Below are 14,986 nucleotides of genomic sequence, written 5' to 3' on the forward strand. Positions count from 1 at the left end.
GCCGATGATATCGAGCAACGGCTTGCCGTCAACTTTCGCAGTGGAGGCGTACACAGCCATTTGTTCGCCATGACCGCCATAAGTGCGGCAATTTTCTATTTTGTCGGGAGCGATACCGAAGTGCTTGGAAAGTTCGCTACGTAGACGGGTACTGTCAAGTGCGGCAAGAGTTGTTACTTGAGAAGGTTTCAGACCGGAATATAACAAAGTAATCAAACCGGTGATGTCAGCAGGGTTGAAGATGACAACGACGTGCTTTACATTCGGGCAGTAAGCTTTTACGTTCTTACCGAATTCTTCGGCGATGGCGGCATTACCTTTCAGCAAGTCTTCGCGTGTCATGCCTGCTTTACGGGCGGCACCACCAGAAGATACTACATACTTGGCATCGGTCAACGCTTCCTTTATATCGGAAGTGAAAGTGAGGTTCAAACCTTCGAACCCGCAGTGAAACAATTCCTCTGCAACACCTTCCAATCCGGGAGCGTATGGATCGTACAAGCAGATGTTCGGAGTGAGATGCATCATAATTGCGGTTTGCGCCATGTTAGAACCAATCATACCGGCTGCGCCTACAATGGTTAATTTGTCATTTGTCAGAAATTCCATAATTCTATTATTTAAAAAGTGAATAACTTACTATACTGTTGTTTTCTACGTTACAAAGATAACCGATTTCCCAAGGAGTTGTTCATAGAAAAAAGTTATCTCTCAAAGCAAAAAGTTATTCCTTAATCGTATCTTTGTCTAAAATGCGAAGATAAGTGGCGCCTCGGTATAAAAAATGAACGGGTTCATTTTATTCTACTCCCGGTTTACATTATCTTTGTAGCAAAACGAAAGATTATGAGCATTGAGTTAGGAAAGTTCAATACGTTGAAGGTCGTAAAGGAAGTCGATTTCGGCATGTATTTGGATGGTGGGGAAGAGGGAGAAATCTTGCTTCCTTCTCGTTATGTTCCCGAGAATTGCGAGCCGGGAGATGAGTTGAAAGTGTTTATCTATCTGGATAATGAAGAACGTCTGGTGGCTACCACACTGACGCCATTGGTGCAGGTGGGGCAATTTGCATGTCTGGAAGTTGCCTGGATCAACCAGTATGGCGCTTTCCTGGATTGGGGGCTGATGAAAGATATCTTCGTTCCTTTCAGTGAACAGAAAATGAAGATGCAGGTGGGAAAGAAGTATGTTATTCACGCCCATTTGGATGATGAAAGCTACCGTATTGTAGCTTCGGCAAAGGTAGACCGTTACTTATCTAAAGAGAAAGCTGCCTACGAACCAGGGCAGGAAGTAAACATCCTTATTTGGCAGAAAACGGATTTAGGTTTCAAGGCTATCATTGAGAATGAGTATAGTGGATTACTGTATGATAGTGAAATCTTCCAGCCTTTACATACAGGTATGGAACTGAAAGCTTATATAAAGCAGGTTCGTGAAGATGGTAAGATAGACCTGATGCTTCAAAAAACGGGACAAAATAGAGTGAAGGACTTTGCAGAAACTTTGCTGGATCATATCCGTGCGCATGGTGGTAAAACGACATTGAACGACAAAAGTCCGGCAGAAGAGATTTATGAAATCTTCGGTGTCAGCAAGAAAACTTTTAAGAAGGCGGTGGGAGATTTGTATAAGAAACACCTGATACTGCTGGAAGAAGAAGGAATAAAATTAATCACTAAATAGGGATTTCCCTATTTAAGATTAGAGATAAACAAGCGGATAGGGGAAAACATTCCCCTATTTTTGCTTCTACAAAAGAGATGAATAGACAGAGTATGAACTTCTAAAAGACGCTATTATGAAACGGATACTATTTATATTTCTTGCCGTAACGATGAGTACTACTATCTGTAGTGCGGCAATGAGTAACAGCAAAATACGTAAAGAAACTCTTTTTCTTACGGATAAGATGGCTTATGAAATGGGCTTGAATACAGAACAATATAACGATGTGTATGAAATAAATTATGACTTCATAGCTAGCGTAAGATATCTGATGGACGATGTCCTTCGTGGTGAGGAATGGGCGTTGAACCGTTATTACGATTACCTGGATGTACGCAACGATGATTTGCGTTGGGTTTTGAGCAGTCGTCAATATGGCAGGTTTATGCAAGCTGATTATTTCTACCGTCCGATCTATGTAACCGGAGGGCGTTGGACATTCCGTGTCTATATAAACTATACTAACCATAATCATTTCTATTTCCCGCGTCCGTACCATTACCGCACATATTGTGGAGGTCATTACCGTACTCATTATAATAATGCAAGCTATTATAGGGGACGTCATAACCATTCTGTATATACAGGATCTTATAGACTTCGTGACGATAGAGCATATACCACTACCCGCCGTTCTGACTTCGGATCAGTGAATATACGCCCCAATTCAAGCACTCGTCCTACGGGTAGTGTCTCAACTAGAAGAGGCAGTAGTACTAGAGAAAGTGTGAAATCTTCTTCCCTACGTTCCAGTGAAAGCAGTAATACTCGTCGTAGTTCAGGAAGTAGAAGCTCACGTGAAACGAATGTAGAAAACACAAAAACTAGAGATAATAATAGTAGCTCACGTAGCAGTAGAGTAAGCTCGGAGAGCAGCAAAAGTCGCAGAAGTTCGGCGACCGGTTCACGAACTTCAGGTAACAGTTCTTCTCGTTCTTCTGAGAATAAGCGGGAAAGATAGATGCTAGTAAACGCGCCAAGTGATGAACCGCTTGGCGCGTTTCTTGTATCAAGTTATTCTTCTTCAATTATGGGATTGAAGTAATCTTTGGCTTTTCCTTTTAAGTGCAGGTTTTCTATCTTAACCTGGACGGCTTCCGCTTCGCTGATCATTTCTTTCTTAACCAGTCTTTCAGTGAGCAGACGGAAATAGCCATCCTGATTTTCTTTCAACTTGCCATCTTCTGTGAACGAACTTTTAAAGTGCTTAGGCTTCGGGATGATGGAAGCGAGAAATATACATTCTTCAATGTTCAGCTGTGACGGACGCTTGTCAAAATAGAAATCAGCCGCTTCTTGTATACCATAAATCATTGGTCCCCATTCCACTATGTTCAGATAAACTTCATACATTCTGGCTTTGGAAGTGAGGCGTTCGGTTTCTATCAACCAAACGATAAGTGCTTCTTCCAGTTTGCGGGCAATATTCTTGTTCCGGTTCAGAAATACATTCTTCACTAATTGCATGGAAATGGTACTTCCGCCACGGGCAAAACGGCGTACCTGAAGATCGTAGATCAGTGCTTCACGCATAGCATCGGGCAAGAACCCTTGATGATAGAAGAAAGCACCATCTTCACTTTGCATTACTGACATCTGCAACAGAGGGGAAATACTATCCAGCGGGGTAAAATGTTCCCATGACGGACCAATGGGGAAAATGCGTACCGGTTGCCCGTTTTCATAAGCAGTGTATTCAAACTCACCGGACATCTTACGTAAATCTGTTTTCCCGTAACTAAGGATGCGAAAATCTTTTTCTCTCAATTCCGACTCCAGTTTCATGCTGTCTAAACGGGCAAAGTCTACGTCCAGTAGAAAATGGTAAGCTAATTGTCCAGAGGTCCTGATACCCTCTAAATTCTCAAACAGACCTTTGGGTAAAGAACTGAACAGTTCTTCCGACTCAAACCAAGGTTTGTGAACGGAAGCTGTAAAATGCCATGTCTTTTTTTTCTCCTTGTTTTGTTGCCATTCAGCTTTCAGATACGGATGAAAAGCCAATGCGTTGAATTGAATGAGACTGGTACTGTCTAACTCAACCGCTTGCGGCGCAATGTTTAAATGGAAATCCAGCTTCCCGTGATTTAAGTTGATAACTTCAGGAGAAATGCGTTTGTGATAGAGTTGTAGTCCATGCACTTCGGACTGCCCTACAAGGCGAGTATTTGCTCCATTCGATGATTCTTGTGAAAGGCTGCATGTAAGACTATCAAAATGGACTTCGGCACCAAACCGGCGGTGGATATAGGGTACAGTTAAATTGGGAGCATAAATGCTGGCATTCAGTCGCCGCTCGGAGGGATTTATTTCGCCTTTGGTACTCCATCGTTGGGTCAGGGTATCTTCTATGATGGATATTTCGGATTGGAAACGATGGTCGTCAATACGGAATTTGGGAATGCGGAAGGTTACGAAATTATGATCTTTCCGTTCACTGATACTAAGGTTGGTGAGCTCTCCGTTGCCGGGCAATAAACCGAATAACAAATTCAGCAAGGTATTGGTACGGTGAGTGTAATCGGAAGAGGTGTTTTCTTCCTGAGGTGTGGTGGCGTCCGGGTTGTGCGCTGGCAAAAACAGGAAATCATAATTAGCTATGGAGTCTTGTTTGATAAAGTTCATTACTAAGCCATCCATTTTTACATTCTTCACTCTGACATTTCCCCAAAGTATTTTCCACAAACTAATGCGGACATCCAATGATTGAAGAGTAAGAAGAGTATCACGATTCTCCGGAACGATAATCAATCCTTGTAAGGAGATGGTGTTTATACCTTTCAAATTCAAATCGGTATAAACGATGTCCAATCCAAAGCGTTGTTCAAGATGCACAATGCGTTGGTTGGCTATATGACGTAGGATATTGCCACGGCAGATGTAGATTATCGATACTATGAGAAAGAGTAGGAAGCAGCTTCCGATAATAACTTTATTGATTTTCCTTTTAGTCATTTTCCTTTGTTCTAATAACTTATGACTTATAACTTTTATCCGGCATGTTTTGCGCTGCAAAGGTAAGTAAATAAGCAGATTGAAAATAAAACTCCCCTCTTTTTTCTTCGGGAGAAGTGAAAGAGGGGAGCAAACAAATACAACAACTAATTTATATCATCTTAAAACTCATTCTATAGGTATACCTTTGTAGAAGTCCAAAATCTTGGTGTCGAACAGGTATTCATATTTTGCCTGCAACTCGTCGGACTGGGCTTTCATTAGATTTTGTTTGGCTTCATTGTACTCTACCGCATTAGCTTTACCATTATTGTACTTCTCGCTCATTAGCTTAAAGGACTCTTCGCTGGCAATGGCGGCGGCATGGCTGCTGGTATATTTACTCTCAGCAGCAGTTGCGGTATACCAGGCTTGTTGAATTTCTTTATAAAGAGTCTTTTTGGCATTATCCAACTCTAATCCAATAAATTGGCTTTTTAAACGAGCAGTGCGCACGCTGTTGCGGGTGGCAAGACGATTAAAGATGGGCACACTAAGATTTAAACCTACGTATTTGCTGAAGTTATCATTCATTTGCTGACTGAAATTACGGTCGATCGTTGAATAATAATTAGTACCAAGACTACCATTCAGACTCAATTGCGGGTAATATCCACTTTGAGCAATACGGATGCTGTGTTTACTACCTTCCAAGCGGAACTGTGCAGCTTGAATAACAGGTTTGCTAACTAAGGCTGTCTGAAGTATTTCATCCGGTGGAGTCAGAGGAACTAAGTTTAGGGTGATAGCCGGAGATTCCAATTTAAGACCTTCCGGCGTCTCAAGTTCAATAAGCTGGCTGAGATCGAGCAGGGACAAGTTGTAATCGTTGGACGTTTGCACGGCTTTCATCTCATCTTGCGCTACACGCGATTTTGCTTCGGCTACTTCGGCAGGTGAGGCCTTGCCCAATTCTGCCAAGCGGTTGATGCGGGCATATTGCTCCTTGCTCAAACCTACCTGTCCCAAAGCTACTTGGTGAAGTTCTTCGCAGAATAACACTTTCAGGTAGGCTGAGGCTATATTGATGGAAATATCCTCTTTGGCCTTTTCGAGGTCAGCAATAGCCGCTTTCAGATTCAGTTTGGAAAGTGCATACTGATTGGGTATTTCGAATCCGGTAAAAATAGGAATACTAGTATTCAGACTCATATTTGTACCGTGGCTGGCGGTGTTGACGTATACAGTTGAATAGTCACCTGTGTTCTGGTCTTTAATAGCTGTTTGGGTACGTCCCCAGTTCCAACTCTGACCGGCGCTCGCATTCAGGTTTGGCAGTCGCGCCCATTTGGCTGTATTCACATTAACAGCATTTTGTTCAGAGGTATTGGCACTCTTGCGAATGTTGATGTTATGCTCGATGGCATAGTCGATACATTGGCGCAAAGACCAGCGTTCTTGCGCTTGTGCCGATACACAGCCCAATATAGCGAGATATACAAATATCTTTTTATTCATAATACTTCTCTTTCAATCAGTTTAGGATCAATTACTTTGTTTCTCAGCGCCGCGGACTTTATCTTTGGCGGTTATTCCACTCTTGATGGCGATCTTGATGCCGTCGCTCATGCCGACTTTGATGGGTTTGCGTTCAAACTTCTGTACAGGTACGCTGTCAGTCATTACATAAACGAAAGTACTGTCACCGCTAAATTCAACTACACTTTCGGGCAAAGCAAGTGTTTTCGTTTCACGATCTAATACGATTTCTGCGTTGGCAGAGTAGCCGGAACGGATTTGTACGCTATCCGGTGCGGCAACGGCAGCTTTTATTTCGAATTGGTTAGCGCCATTCTCTTCGACACCTTTCGGAGAAATATATTCCAACACTGCATTGAAAGAGAGGTTTTGCAAAGCACCGATGGTAAGTTTCACCGGCATGCCTTCGTGTACACGTCCTACTTCGGTTTCGTCGATCTTGCCACGGAAAATCAGGTCGTTCATATTGGCTACGGTAGCAATAGTGGTTCCGTCGTTGAACGTATTACTCATGATTACCGAGTTACCCACCTTGATAGGTACATCCAGAATCAAACCATCGATGGTTGAACGGATCAGCGTACTACTGAAAGAGGCACTATTCTTGGTGATACCTTCTTTGATAATCTCCAGATTATCTTTGGCTGCCTGAACCTCTTCACGTGCCTTCTTTACGGCTACTTCGCCTTTTTCGTACTCTTCGGCACTGATAAGCTTGTCTTTATAAAGTTTTTGTACACGTTCAAAATCCGTTTCTGCCTGAGTTGCACTAATTTCTGCCAAGCGTACGCGGCTTTCTGCTGAATTCAGTTGTCCCAATTCCGGAATAACTTTCACTTTGGCAATCACTTCATTCTTCTTAATCGTTTCTCCGGCTTCTTTGTACACTTCGGAAACAATACCTGAGATTTGTGGTTTGATGAGAACTTCGTCTCTTGGTTCCACCTTGCCAGTGGCCACTGTGGTTTTTTCCAAGTCGGTTACTTCCGGGACTAAAGTTTCGTACACGGTCACTTTAGGTTGAGACTTCTGGTACAGGAACACGAATGTCCAGATAAACAAGGCAGCTACTACTACCAGCAATGCGATTTTCAGATACTTTTTTGTTTTCATGTCTATATTATTATTTTTATTTTATCATTGACTAATTATTAATCACTCAGCACTCATCACTCATCCCTTATTGCTTCAATCGGCTTGATGCTCATAGCCCGATAGGCAGGTGCTATTCCTGCCGTTATGCCTAGTATCACTACCATGATGGCGGCACCCACTGCCAATCCGAAGTTAACCTGGAAGTTTACGTTGGGATGTTCGATTTGTATTCCCATGTCTGCTAGTTGTAATACAAGTACGGAGAATGATATGCCTGCCATACCTGCAATCAGAGTCAGAACCATGCTTTCGGTGAGTATCTGCTCCATAATGACGCGTGGAGTAGCACCAATGGCGCGGCGGATACCTATCTCGGTGGTACGTTCTTTTACTGTCACCATCATGATGTTCGATACACCAATTACACCGCTTATTAATGTGCCTAGGCCAATCATCCATATCAGTACGTTTATACCTGCAAAAAGCGAGTCGACCATTGAGAACATGGCTTCGGCATTCAGCATTGTGACTGCTTGTTTGTCATCGGGGTGTATCAAATGGTGTTGTTTAATTACTTTCTCGATGAGCGGTTGCTGGGTAGTCACTTTATAGCCCGGCTTCATGGTGAGGCACATCAGACCGATGTCATTACCAATATTATAGGCTGCGGCAAAGGTGGTGAAAGGAATACTGATGCTTTCTTCGGAGCGTCCGTTAATTTGCATATTGCTGTTCGAATCGTCCGATACGCCTACTACTTGGTAGTAGATGCCGTCTGCCTTTATCAGCTTTCCGCATGAATTTACATCTTTGCCAAAGAGTTCTTCGCTTACTTTCTTGCCTAGGAAACACACTTTACGCTGTTCCAGAATGTCAATGTCGTTGATGAAGCGCCCGTATTTCGCACGCTGTTCTTCAATTTGGGTGTATTCGGGATAAAGCCCCTTGATAATGGCGCCGTCACTCTTCTTGTCTTGATATACGGCACTTACTCCCCAACGGTTTTGTACACAGGTTACCACGTCAATACCTTCTATCTGGCGAATACGTACCATATCGTTCTGGTCCAGGCTCCACCAACGTCCTTTGCGGAAACCTTTGTAAGCCTCGCTGGTCTTTTGAGGCCATACGAATGCTGAATTTTGTGCGAATCCGGCGAAATTGCTACTCATCAACCCCTTGAATCCGTTGCCACCTCCCAAAAGAGTGACCAACATGAAGATACCCCAAAATACGCCGAATGCTGTCAGGGCACTGCGTGTCTTGTTGCGTGTGATGGTAACGAGGATCTCGCTGAATGTATCTAAATCGAATTTCATAATCTTCTCTAATTCTGTAGTTATCAATATCTGCTATCAGTCCGCCCGTAGTGCTTCTATCGGACGTGTTCTCACCGCTTTTAGTGCCGGGAACAATCCGGCAAGCGTACCTGCTATGATGAGTGTCATTGTAGAACGGATGGCTACTCCTAGGTCCACTGTAGGATTGAGAAACATGGTTGCCTGCTCTACGCCAATGTCCACGACCTGTTTTCCTGCTACGTAATTCATATATTCGGTAGCGCCTACACCCAGCACCATGCCCAGGTATCCAAAGAAGGCAGTGATTACTACACTCTCTACAATCACCAGTTTAAGTATTGAGAAGGGACGCGCACCCAATGCCTTTCGTATGCCGAACTCGCGGGTGCGTTCCTTTACGGTGATCAGCATAATGTTCGATACGCCAACGATGCCGCTCAGTAGTGTGAAGAGGCCGATGATCCAGATAGCTGTACGCATATATCCGCTTCCTTGGTTCATCTGGAGCATTTGTGTGAAGCGGTTCCACATCCAGATGGCTCCCTCATCGGTCTTGTCAAATCGTTGATGCGCACCGATAGCCGCACGGTAATCGGCTTCGAAGGCTTCGTTCTCTTCCTTCGTGTTGAGGTTCTTGATGGCGAAGAGTATCTGGTCTAATTTGTCTCCCTTATTGAATACAATTTGCAAGGTACTGAAGGGGATGAAAATATCCTGTCCACCTGCGTTACCCTTATCCTTATATATACCTACTACTTGAAACATGACCCCTCCCATATTCAGCATCTTGCCTAGTGGCTTGACTCCGTGTTTGAAGAGAACGTCTACCGAACGCTCGTTAATGACAGCTATTTTCCGCTTATCGTCTATATCCAATTGGTTGATGAATCGTCCGCTTACAATGGTGGGGCGCTGGATATCTAGATAGCTGGGATATACACCCATCAGTCGTTCGTTGACGTATTCCTGTCCGTAGCTGATGTTCACGCTATTCTGGCGTAATACACCGCCGGCATTTTCCACATATTTATCCATGCTGCTACTTATTACCAGATCTTTGTTGTTGAGCTGAATGCGACGGCCTTGCTTCAGTCCGTCATGAGGTTTGCTGGTCCAGCCAGCACCTACTTGGATGGAGTTCATGGCTAGCGAAGCCATCTGGTCATTCTGTGCATTCATCAATCCGTTGCCTGCTCCCAGTAGCACGATGAGGATGAAGATGCCCCATGCCACAGCAAAGCCCGTTAGGGCAGTACGCAACTTGTTACGCTTGATGGTGGCTATTATTTCTTGAAAAAGATCAAACATAGTGTATTCTTTATTTCATGAATCCGTCTACTCCGAATGGCGATGCATCGTGACTCAGGTTCTCTTCGATGTTTTCAATAATACCATCCTTGATGTGGATAATTTTGTCCGTCTGGTTGGCGACACCACTTTCGTGGGTCACGACGATGATGGTCATTCCCGTCTTGTGCAGGTCTTTTAATATCTGCATCACTTCTACCGAAGTCTTACTGTCAAGTGCACCGGTAGGCTCATCGGCAAGGATAATTTGAGGTTGGGTAATAAGTGCGCGGGCAATAGCTACACGTTGTTTCTGACCACCGGACATTTCGTTCGGCATGTGATGTGCCCATTCTTTCAATCCCAACTTGTCGAGGTATTCCAATGCCAGGGCATTACGCTTGCGGCGACTTACTCCTTGGTAGAAGAGAGGAAGGGCTACATTCTCCACTGCATTCTTGAATGAAATCAAGTTGAAGGACTGGAATATGAAACCGATCATACGGTTACGATATTCGGCTGCTTTTGTTTCACTCAGGTTCTTAATGAGTGTACCGTTCAGATAATACTCGCCGGTATCATAATTATCCAGAATACCTAATATATTAAGTAAAGTGGACTTGCCCGAACCGGATGCACCCATAATGGAAACAAACTCTCCCTTCTGGATATCTAAATTGATGCCTTTGAGCACATGTAGCGGTGCTCCGTTGTTGTAGGTCTTGTTAATGTCTTTTAGCTGTATCACGATTTCTCCCTGTTTATTGCTTTTCTCTTATTATTTTTCCTTATTAGACGCAGCAATGTTACGAAAAGTTGCAAATGAAGCAAAGTTTTTTAAAAAAAGATTTTGCAGTGTCGTTTTTCTTTGTGTAATTTGTAACCATTAATGTTATTAACTAACCCTTTAAACAAACGTAATATCATGAATTCAAACATGGAAAAGCCCTATGTAGTGGGCATTGACATAGGCGGTACAAATACCGTCTTTGGTATCGTAGACGCACGCGGAACTATTGTAGCAAGCAGTTCTATCAAGACCGGAGCATACGAAAAGGCTGATGATTATGTGAATGAAGTTTGCAAGAACCTTCTTCCATTGATTATAGCTAACGGTGGTGTCGATAAGATAAAAGGTATCGGTATTGGTGCTCCTAACGGAAACTATTATAGCGGTACTATTGAATTTGCTCCGAATCTTCCCTGGAAAGGCGTTATTCCATTGGCTGCCATGTTTGAAGAACGCTTAGGCATTCCTACTGCATTGACCAATGATGCGAATGCTGCTGCTATCGGTGAGATGACATATGGCGCTGCCCGTGGTATGAAAGACTTTATCATGATTACTCTTGGTACAGGTGTAGGTAGTGGTATCGTTATCAACGGTCAGATGGTATACGGACATGATGGCTTTGCCGGTGAGTTAGGTCATACTATCATTCGTCGTGAAAATGGTCGCCTCTGCGGATGTGGACGTCACGGATGCTTGGAGACTTATTGCTCGGCTACAGGTGTGGCACGCTCTGCACGCGAATTCCTCGCTGCACGTACAGAACCTAGTTTGCTACGTTCTATTCCTGCTGAAAACATAACTTCTAAAGATGTATATGATGCAGCCGTTAAAGGTGACAAGTTGGCACAAGATATCTTCGAATTTACAGGTACCATCCTGGGCGAAGCTTTGACTGACTTCATCGCTTTCTCAAGTCCAGAAGCTATAGTACTGTTTGGCGGTTTGGCTAAATCAGGTGACTATATCATGAAGCCTATTCAGAAAGCTATTGATGACAATATCCTACAGATATACAAAGGCAAATGCAAATTGTTGGTATCTGAATTGAAAGACTCTGACGCTGCTGTATTGGGAGCCAGCGCATTGGGATGGGAGTTGAAAGAGATTAAGTAAGCTGATTACTGAAAGAAATAAAAAAGGGAAACTTCCATGAAGTTTCCCTTTTTTATTTCGAAATCAGAATCTAACAGATTAACCGTTAACTCTTTTTTCTTTAATTCTAGCTTTCTTACCGGTAAGTTTACGCAGGTAGTACAATTTAGCGCGACGAACTTTACCCACTTTGTTCACTTCGATGCTATCGATAGCCGGTGATTCAATCGGGAAAATACGTTCAACACCAACAGTACCAGACATCTTACGAACTGTAAAACGTTTCTTTTCACCATGTCCGGCAATCTTGATAACAACACCACGGTACAACTGTACACGTTCTTTGTTACCTTCGATGATACGATATGCTACAGTAACAGTGTCACCTGCTTTGAAGCTCGGGTGTTGTTTACCGGTAGCAAATGCTTCTTCTGCAATTTTAATTAAATCCATTGTTTTATTACTTAAATTGTTTGATCGTTACAACGCAACATACCAGGCTTCTCTCTGTGTCTCCTGACAGCGATTGCGCGAAAGCGGTGCAAAGTAACGAATTATTTGCCACATCTACAAGAGATTGTGTACTTTTTCTTTTGCCTTGATGCATGAGTACTTTTTCTTTTGCCTTGATGCAAAAGCAAAAGATACCAAAAAGAAAAGATCAAGGGCTTCGGTTACGGTGCTACTCCGACACTGCCATTCGCAGACGGGGCGAAAACTCGCTTCGCTCAGACAAACGCCCCTTACCTGCGCCTGACAGTGCCTCCGCTGACGCACCTACGCCTATGCCCGAAGCTGCGCGGTGGAGGCGCAGGATTGATTTGCTTTATGGTATCTTTTTGTTTTGCGTTGAGATGGAGGTGGATGTTTTGGTTCATAAATACAGGGGTTGATGCCTCATTACATATGCGAATCAGTAGTTGAATTAATTCATTCGAATGACACCTTTGTCACCTTCTTTTATAACTTTTTATACGTATGCGAAAAGTATATATTTAATATATATATACTATATAATACTACATATAAGAAAGTTGGGAAAATACATGCCAAAGGTGTCATTCAAGGTACTAGATATACCGTGGAGACTGAAAGAACTGACGCAGATAAGTGCGAAGGGCAACGCAGATAAGTGCGTCACGTGATGCACTTATCTGTGTCAGATTACACAATTACAAATAGAATCCCTTTATCGCTATTTCAAAGATTACTCTTTCTTGTTCGTCAAAATCTGGTGTCTTTGTAGATACTCTGACTAATAGTATTACTTTCATTTTTAGTTCTTCATTTAATCAAGTATATAGCACTTCCCCGCCGCATGGTTTCCCGGCCTCACTGTAGGAGCGTCAAGCGCAGGTAGTATCAGAAGAGGTTTAAGGGGCGTTTGTCCGAAGCGCGAAGCGCAAGTTTTCGCCCCGTCCTCTTCTGATACTACCGGAGTAGCTCCGAAAGTGCAGCCTTGATGTTTTCTTTTGGTATCTTTTCTTTTGCATCAAGGCAAAAGAAAAGTACTCCCCTTCTTTTGAGAGCAAAAAAGAAAAAGTATATTTGTAGCAATAAAAAACAATAAAACATGAATAGACCTTATTTAAAACTCTTCTCGTCGGCAGCACTTACACTACTGCTTTTGTTGACATCTTGTCATTCTGTTTATGAAGTAACGAATGTTACGGGTGAGAGGATACCAATAGACTCCACTTGGGATGCAAAACCGGATGCAGAGGCAGTTACCTTGCTTGCACCTTATAAAGCACAAATGGATAGTATAATGTATCATGTGGTGGGGACGGCTGAGATGTCAATGGATCGGTTCAGGCCAGAGAGCCCGTTGGCTAATTTGGTGGCGGACGTATTGCGTGAGTCGGCAGTTGAGGTGATAGGTAAACCGGCTGATGTGGGATTGATGAATGTCGGTGGTATTCGTAGTATGTTGACGGAAGGGCCTATTACGGTAGAACAGATTTATGAGATATTGCCATTTGAAAATTCGCTATGTGTGCTCACGATGAAAGGCTCTGTATTGAAAATTTTATTCGAGAATGTTGCAGCTAGACTGGGTGAAGGAGTAAGTGGCATCCAACTGAAGATAAACAAAGATGGAAAGTTGCTGGAAGGTACTATTGGTGGCAAACCGGTAGTAGACGATCAACTCTATACGGTCGCAACGATTGATTATCTGGCGGATGGTAACGATGGAATGACTGCTTTTCCACAAGCCGAAAAGAGAGAATGTCCTGATGCACTTGTCTTACGTGGTTTGTTCATGAAGTATGTGGAACAGCAGACGGCAGCAGGCAAAAAGATTACATCCCGCATTGAGGGACGAGTAACAGTTGAAAATTGATAATCCGGAATAAAAATGAAACGTATATACTTTTTGGCAGTTTTACTGCTTTTCATATTTTCTGCATCAGCACAACAAGATAAACAGTTGTTTATATTACAGACGAGTGATACTCACAGCCGCATAGAACCAATAGGTAAGGAAGTCGCTGATACGTATGCCGGAATGGGTGGTACGGTACGCCGGACATCTTTCATCAAACAGTATCGTAGTGAGCATACCGATATGTTACTTTTCGATTGTGGAGATATCTCACAAGGTACACCTTATTATAACTTTTCTAAAGGAGAGGTTGAAGTCAAAATGATGAACCTCATGAAATATGATGCAATGACGATAGGTAATCATGAGTTCGACTTTGGATTGGATAATATGGCTCGTTTGTTCCGTATGGCTAACTTCCCTGTGGTTTGTGCCAATTATGATGTAACGGGAACGGTACTCGAAGGTTTGGTGAAGCCATACATTATCTTGGAACGTGCGGGAGTAAAGATCGGAGTATTCGGATTAAGTCCGAAGATGGAAGGTTTGGTTCAAGCGGATAAATGTGAGGGAATTGTTTATAATGATCCGATCAAGGTTGCTCAGGAAATGGCGGATATTCTGAAGATAGAAAAAGGATGTGACGTTGTTATTTGTCTGTCGCATTTGGGAATCCGTAGTTCCAATGGTGATTCCGATGAAGATTTGGTTAGCAAAACGAATAATATAGATGTCATTCTGGGCGGACACTCCCATACGTTTATGGAGAAACCTGCTAATTATTTGAATGCTGACGGTAAAAACGTTCCTGTTTTCCATACAGGTAAGAGTGGAATATTTGTAGGGGAACAAGTCTTGACGTTAACAAAGAAACAGTAATTATTCAATCAT

12 protein-coding genes and 1 pseudogene are annotated in these 14,986 nt (G+C 43.0%); 5 read left to right on the plus strand and 8 right to left on the minus strand.

The features are described from left to right. Positions 1-609: pseudogene (locus tag Q1W14_RS05320) on the minus strand (malate dehydrogenase); the annotation flags it as partial. Between the two features lie 237 nt (positions 610-846). Here Q1W14_RS05320 and Q1W14_RS05325 point away from each other — a divergent pair. After that, positions 847-1,686: a S1-like domain-containing RNA-binding protein gene (locus tag Q1W14_RS05325; protein WP_300699751.1), complete on the plus strand. Its 840-nt coding sequence runs from the start codon at positions 847-849 to the stop codon at positions 1,684-1,686. A 115-nt stretch (positions 1,687-1,801) separates the two neighbouring features. Next, positions 1,802-2,689 carry a hypothetical protein gene (locus Q1W14_RS05330; protein WP_300699752.1) on the plus strand — a complete coding sequence of 296 codons (888 nt, stop codon included), beginning with the start codon at positions 1,802-1,804 and terminating at the stop codon, positions 2,687-2,689. Positions 2,690-2,742: 53 nt separating this feature from the next. Here the strand turns inward: Q1W14_RS05330 and Q1W14_RS05335 are convergent, their stop codons facing one another. From Q1W14_RS05335 to Q1W14_RS05360, 6 genes are all read right to left on the minus strand, one after another. Then, the gene (locus Q1W14_RS05335) at positions 2,743-4,683 is read right to left on the minus strand and encodes a biosynthetic peptidoglycan transglycosylase (RefSeq protein WP_300699753.1); all 1,941 of its coding nucleotides are present in this window, start codon (positions 4,681-4,683) and stop codon (positions 2,743-2,745) included. Between the two features lie 168 nt (positions 4,684-4,851). Then, a complete protein-coding gene (locus Q1W14_RS05340; protein ID WP_300699754.1) occupies positions 4,852-6,180 on the minus strand; it encodes a TolC family protein in 1,329 nt (442 codons plus the stop codon). Positions 6,181-6,207: 27 nt separating this feature from the next. Further along, positions 6,208-7,314: an efflux RND transporter periplasmic adaptor subunit gene (locus Q1W14_RS05345; RefSeq protein WP_300699755.1), complete on the minus strand. Its 1,107-nt coding sequence runs from the start codon at positions 7,312-7,314 to the stop codon at positions 6,208-6,210. A gap of 56 nt (positions 7,315-7,370) precedes the next feature. After that, positions 7,371-8,615 (minus strand): ABC transporter permease, encoded by a 1,245-nt coding sequence (locus Q1W14_RS05350; protein WP_300699756.1) that lies wholly within the window; start codon positions 8,613-8,615, stop codon positions 7,371-7,373. Positions 8,616-8,651: 36 nt separating this feature from the next. Then, the gene (locus Q1W14_RS05355) at positions 8,652-9,905 is read right to left on the minus strand and encodes an ABC transporter permease (protein ID WP_300699757.1); all 1,254 of its coding nucleotides are present in this window, start codon (positions 9,903-9,905) and stop codon (positions 8,652-8,654) included. A 10-nt stretch (positions 9,906-9,915) separates the two neighbouring features. After that, entirely contained in the window at positions 9,916-10,632 is a 717-nt protein-coding gene (locus tag Q1W14_RS05360) for an ABC transporter ATP-binding protein (protein ID WP_300699758.1), read from the minus strand. A 177-nt stretch (positions 10,633-10,809) separates the two neighbouring features. On the opposite strand from Q1W14_RS05360, the gene Q1W14_RS05365 reads away from it, so the two are divergent. Continuing rightward, complete coding sequence (locus tag Q1W14_RS05365; RefSeq protein ID WP_300699759.1) at positions 10,810-11,790, plus strand: ROK family protein; 981 nt, start codon at positions 10,810-10,812, stop codon at positions 11,788-11,790. Between the two features lie 78 nt (positions 11,791-11,868). Here Q1W14_RS05365 and rplS read toward each other — a convergent pair whose 3' ends face one another. Then, the gene (gene rplS, locus Q1W14_RS05370; protein WP_300699760.1) at positions 11,869-12,222 is read right to left on the minus strand and encodes a 50S ribosomal protein L19; all 354 of its coding nucleotides are present in this window, start codon (positions 12,220-12,222) and stop codon (positions 11,869-11,871) included. A 1,120-nt stretch (positions 12,223-13,342) separates the two neighbouring features. Between rplS and Q1W14_RS05375 the strand changes: the two genes are divergently transcribed. Beyond that, positions 13,343-14,113: a 5'-nucleotidase gene (locus Q1W14_RS05375; RefSeq protein WP_300699761.1), complete on the plus strand. Its 771-nt coding sequence runs from the start codon at positions 13,343-13,345 to the stop codon at positions 14,111-14,113. 15 nt (positions 14,114-14,128) lie between these two features. Further along, on the plus strand, positions 14,129-14,974 hold the full coding sequence (locus tag Q1W14_RS05380; RefSeq protein ID WP_300699762.1) for a bifunctional UDP-sugar hydrolase/5'-nucleotidase: 846 nt from the start codon (positions 14,129-14,131) through the stop codon (positions 14,972-14,974). Positions 14,975-14,986 lie beyond the last annotated feature (12 nt).

It is taken from the genome of Bacteroides sp. (assembly GCF_030151085.1).
In the GTDB taxonomy this organism is placed as follows: domain Bacteria; phylum Bacteroidota; class Bacteroidia; order Bacteroidales; family Bacteroidaceae; genus Bacteroides.

What these genes read in the sequence shown, in the direction of transcription:
- Q1W14_RS05335 (WP_300699753.1), bottom strand. Translation starts at nt 4,683, where the DNA reads ATGACTAAAAGGAAAATCAATAAAGTTATTATCGGAAGCTGCTTCCTA.
- Q1W14_RS05365 (WP_300699759.1), top strand. Translation starts at nt 10,810, where the DNA reads ATGAATTCAAACATGGAAAAGCCCTATGTAGTGGGCATTGACATAGGC.
- Q1W14_RS05330 (WP_300699752.1), top strand. Translation starts at nt 1,802, where the DNA reads ATGAAACGGATACTATTTATATTTCTTGCCGTAACGATGAGTACTACT.
- Q1W14_RS05375 (WP_300699761.1), top strand. Translation starts at nt 13,343, where the DNA reads ATGAATAGACCTTATTTAAAACTCTTCTCGTCGGCAGCACTTACACTA.
- Q1W14_RS05380 (WP_300699762.1), top strand. Translation starts at nt 14,129, where the DNA reads ATGAAACGTATATACTTTTTGGCAGTTTTACTGCTTTTCATATTTTCT.
- Q1W14_RS05355 (WP_300699757.1), bottom strand. Translation starts at nt 9,905, where the DNA reads ATGTTTGATCTTTTTCAAGAAATAATAGCCACCATCAAGCGTAACAAG.
- Q1W14_RS05350 (WP_300699756.1), bottom strand. Translation starts at nt 8,615, where the DNA reads ATGAAATTCGATTTAGATACATTCAGCGAGATCCTCGTTACCATCACA.
- Q1W14_RS05340 (WP_300699754.1), bottom strand. Translation starts at nt 6,180, where the DNA reads ATGAATAAAAAGATATTTGTATATCTCGCTATATTGGGCTGTGTATCG.
- Q1W14_RS05345 (WP_300699755.1), bottom strand. Translation starts at nt 7,314, where the DNA reads ATGAAAACAAAAAAGTATCTGAAAATCGCATTGCTGGTAGTAGTAGCT.
- Q1W14_RS05325 (WP_300699751.1), top strand. Translation starts at nt 847, where the DNA reads ATGAGCATTGAGTTAGGAAAGTTCAATACGTTGAAGGTCGTAAAGGAA.
- rplS (WP_300699760.1), bottom strand. Translation starts at nt 12,222, where the DNA reads ATGGATTTAATTAAAATTGCAGAAGAAGCATTTGCTACCGGTAAACAA.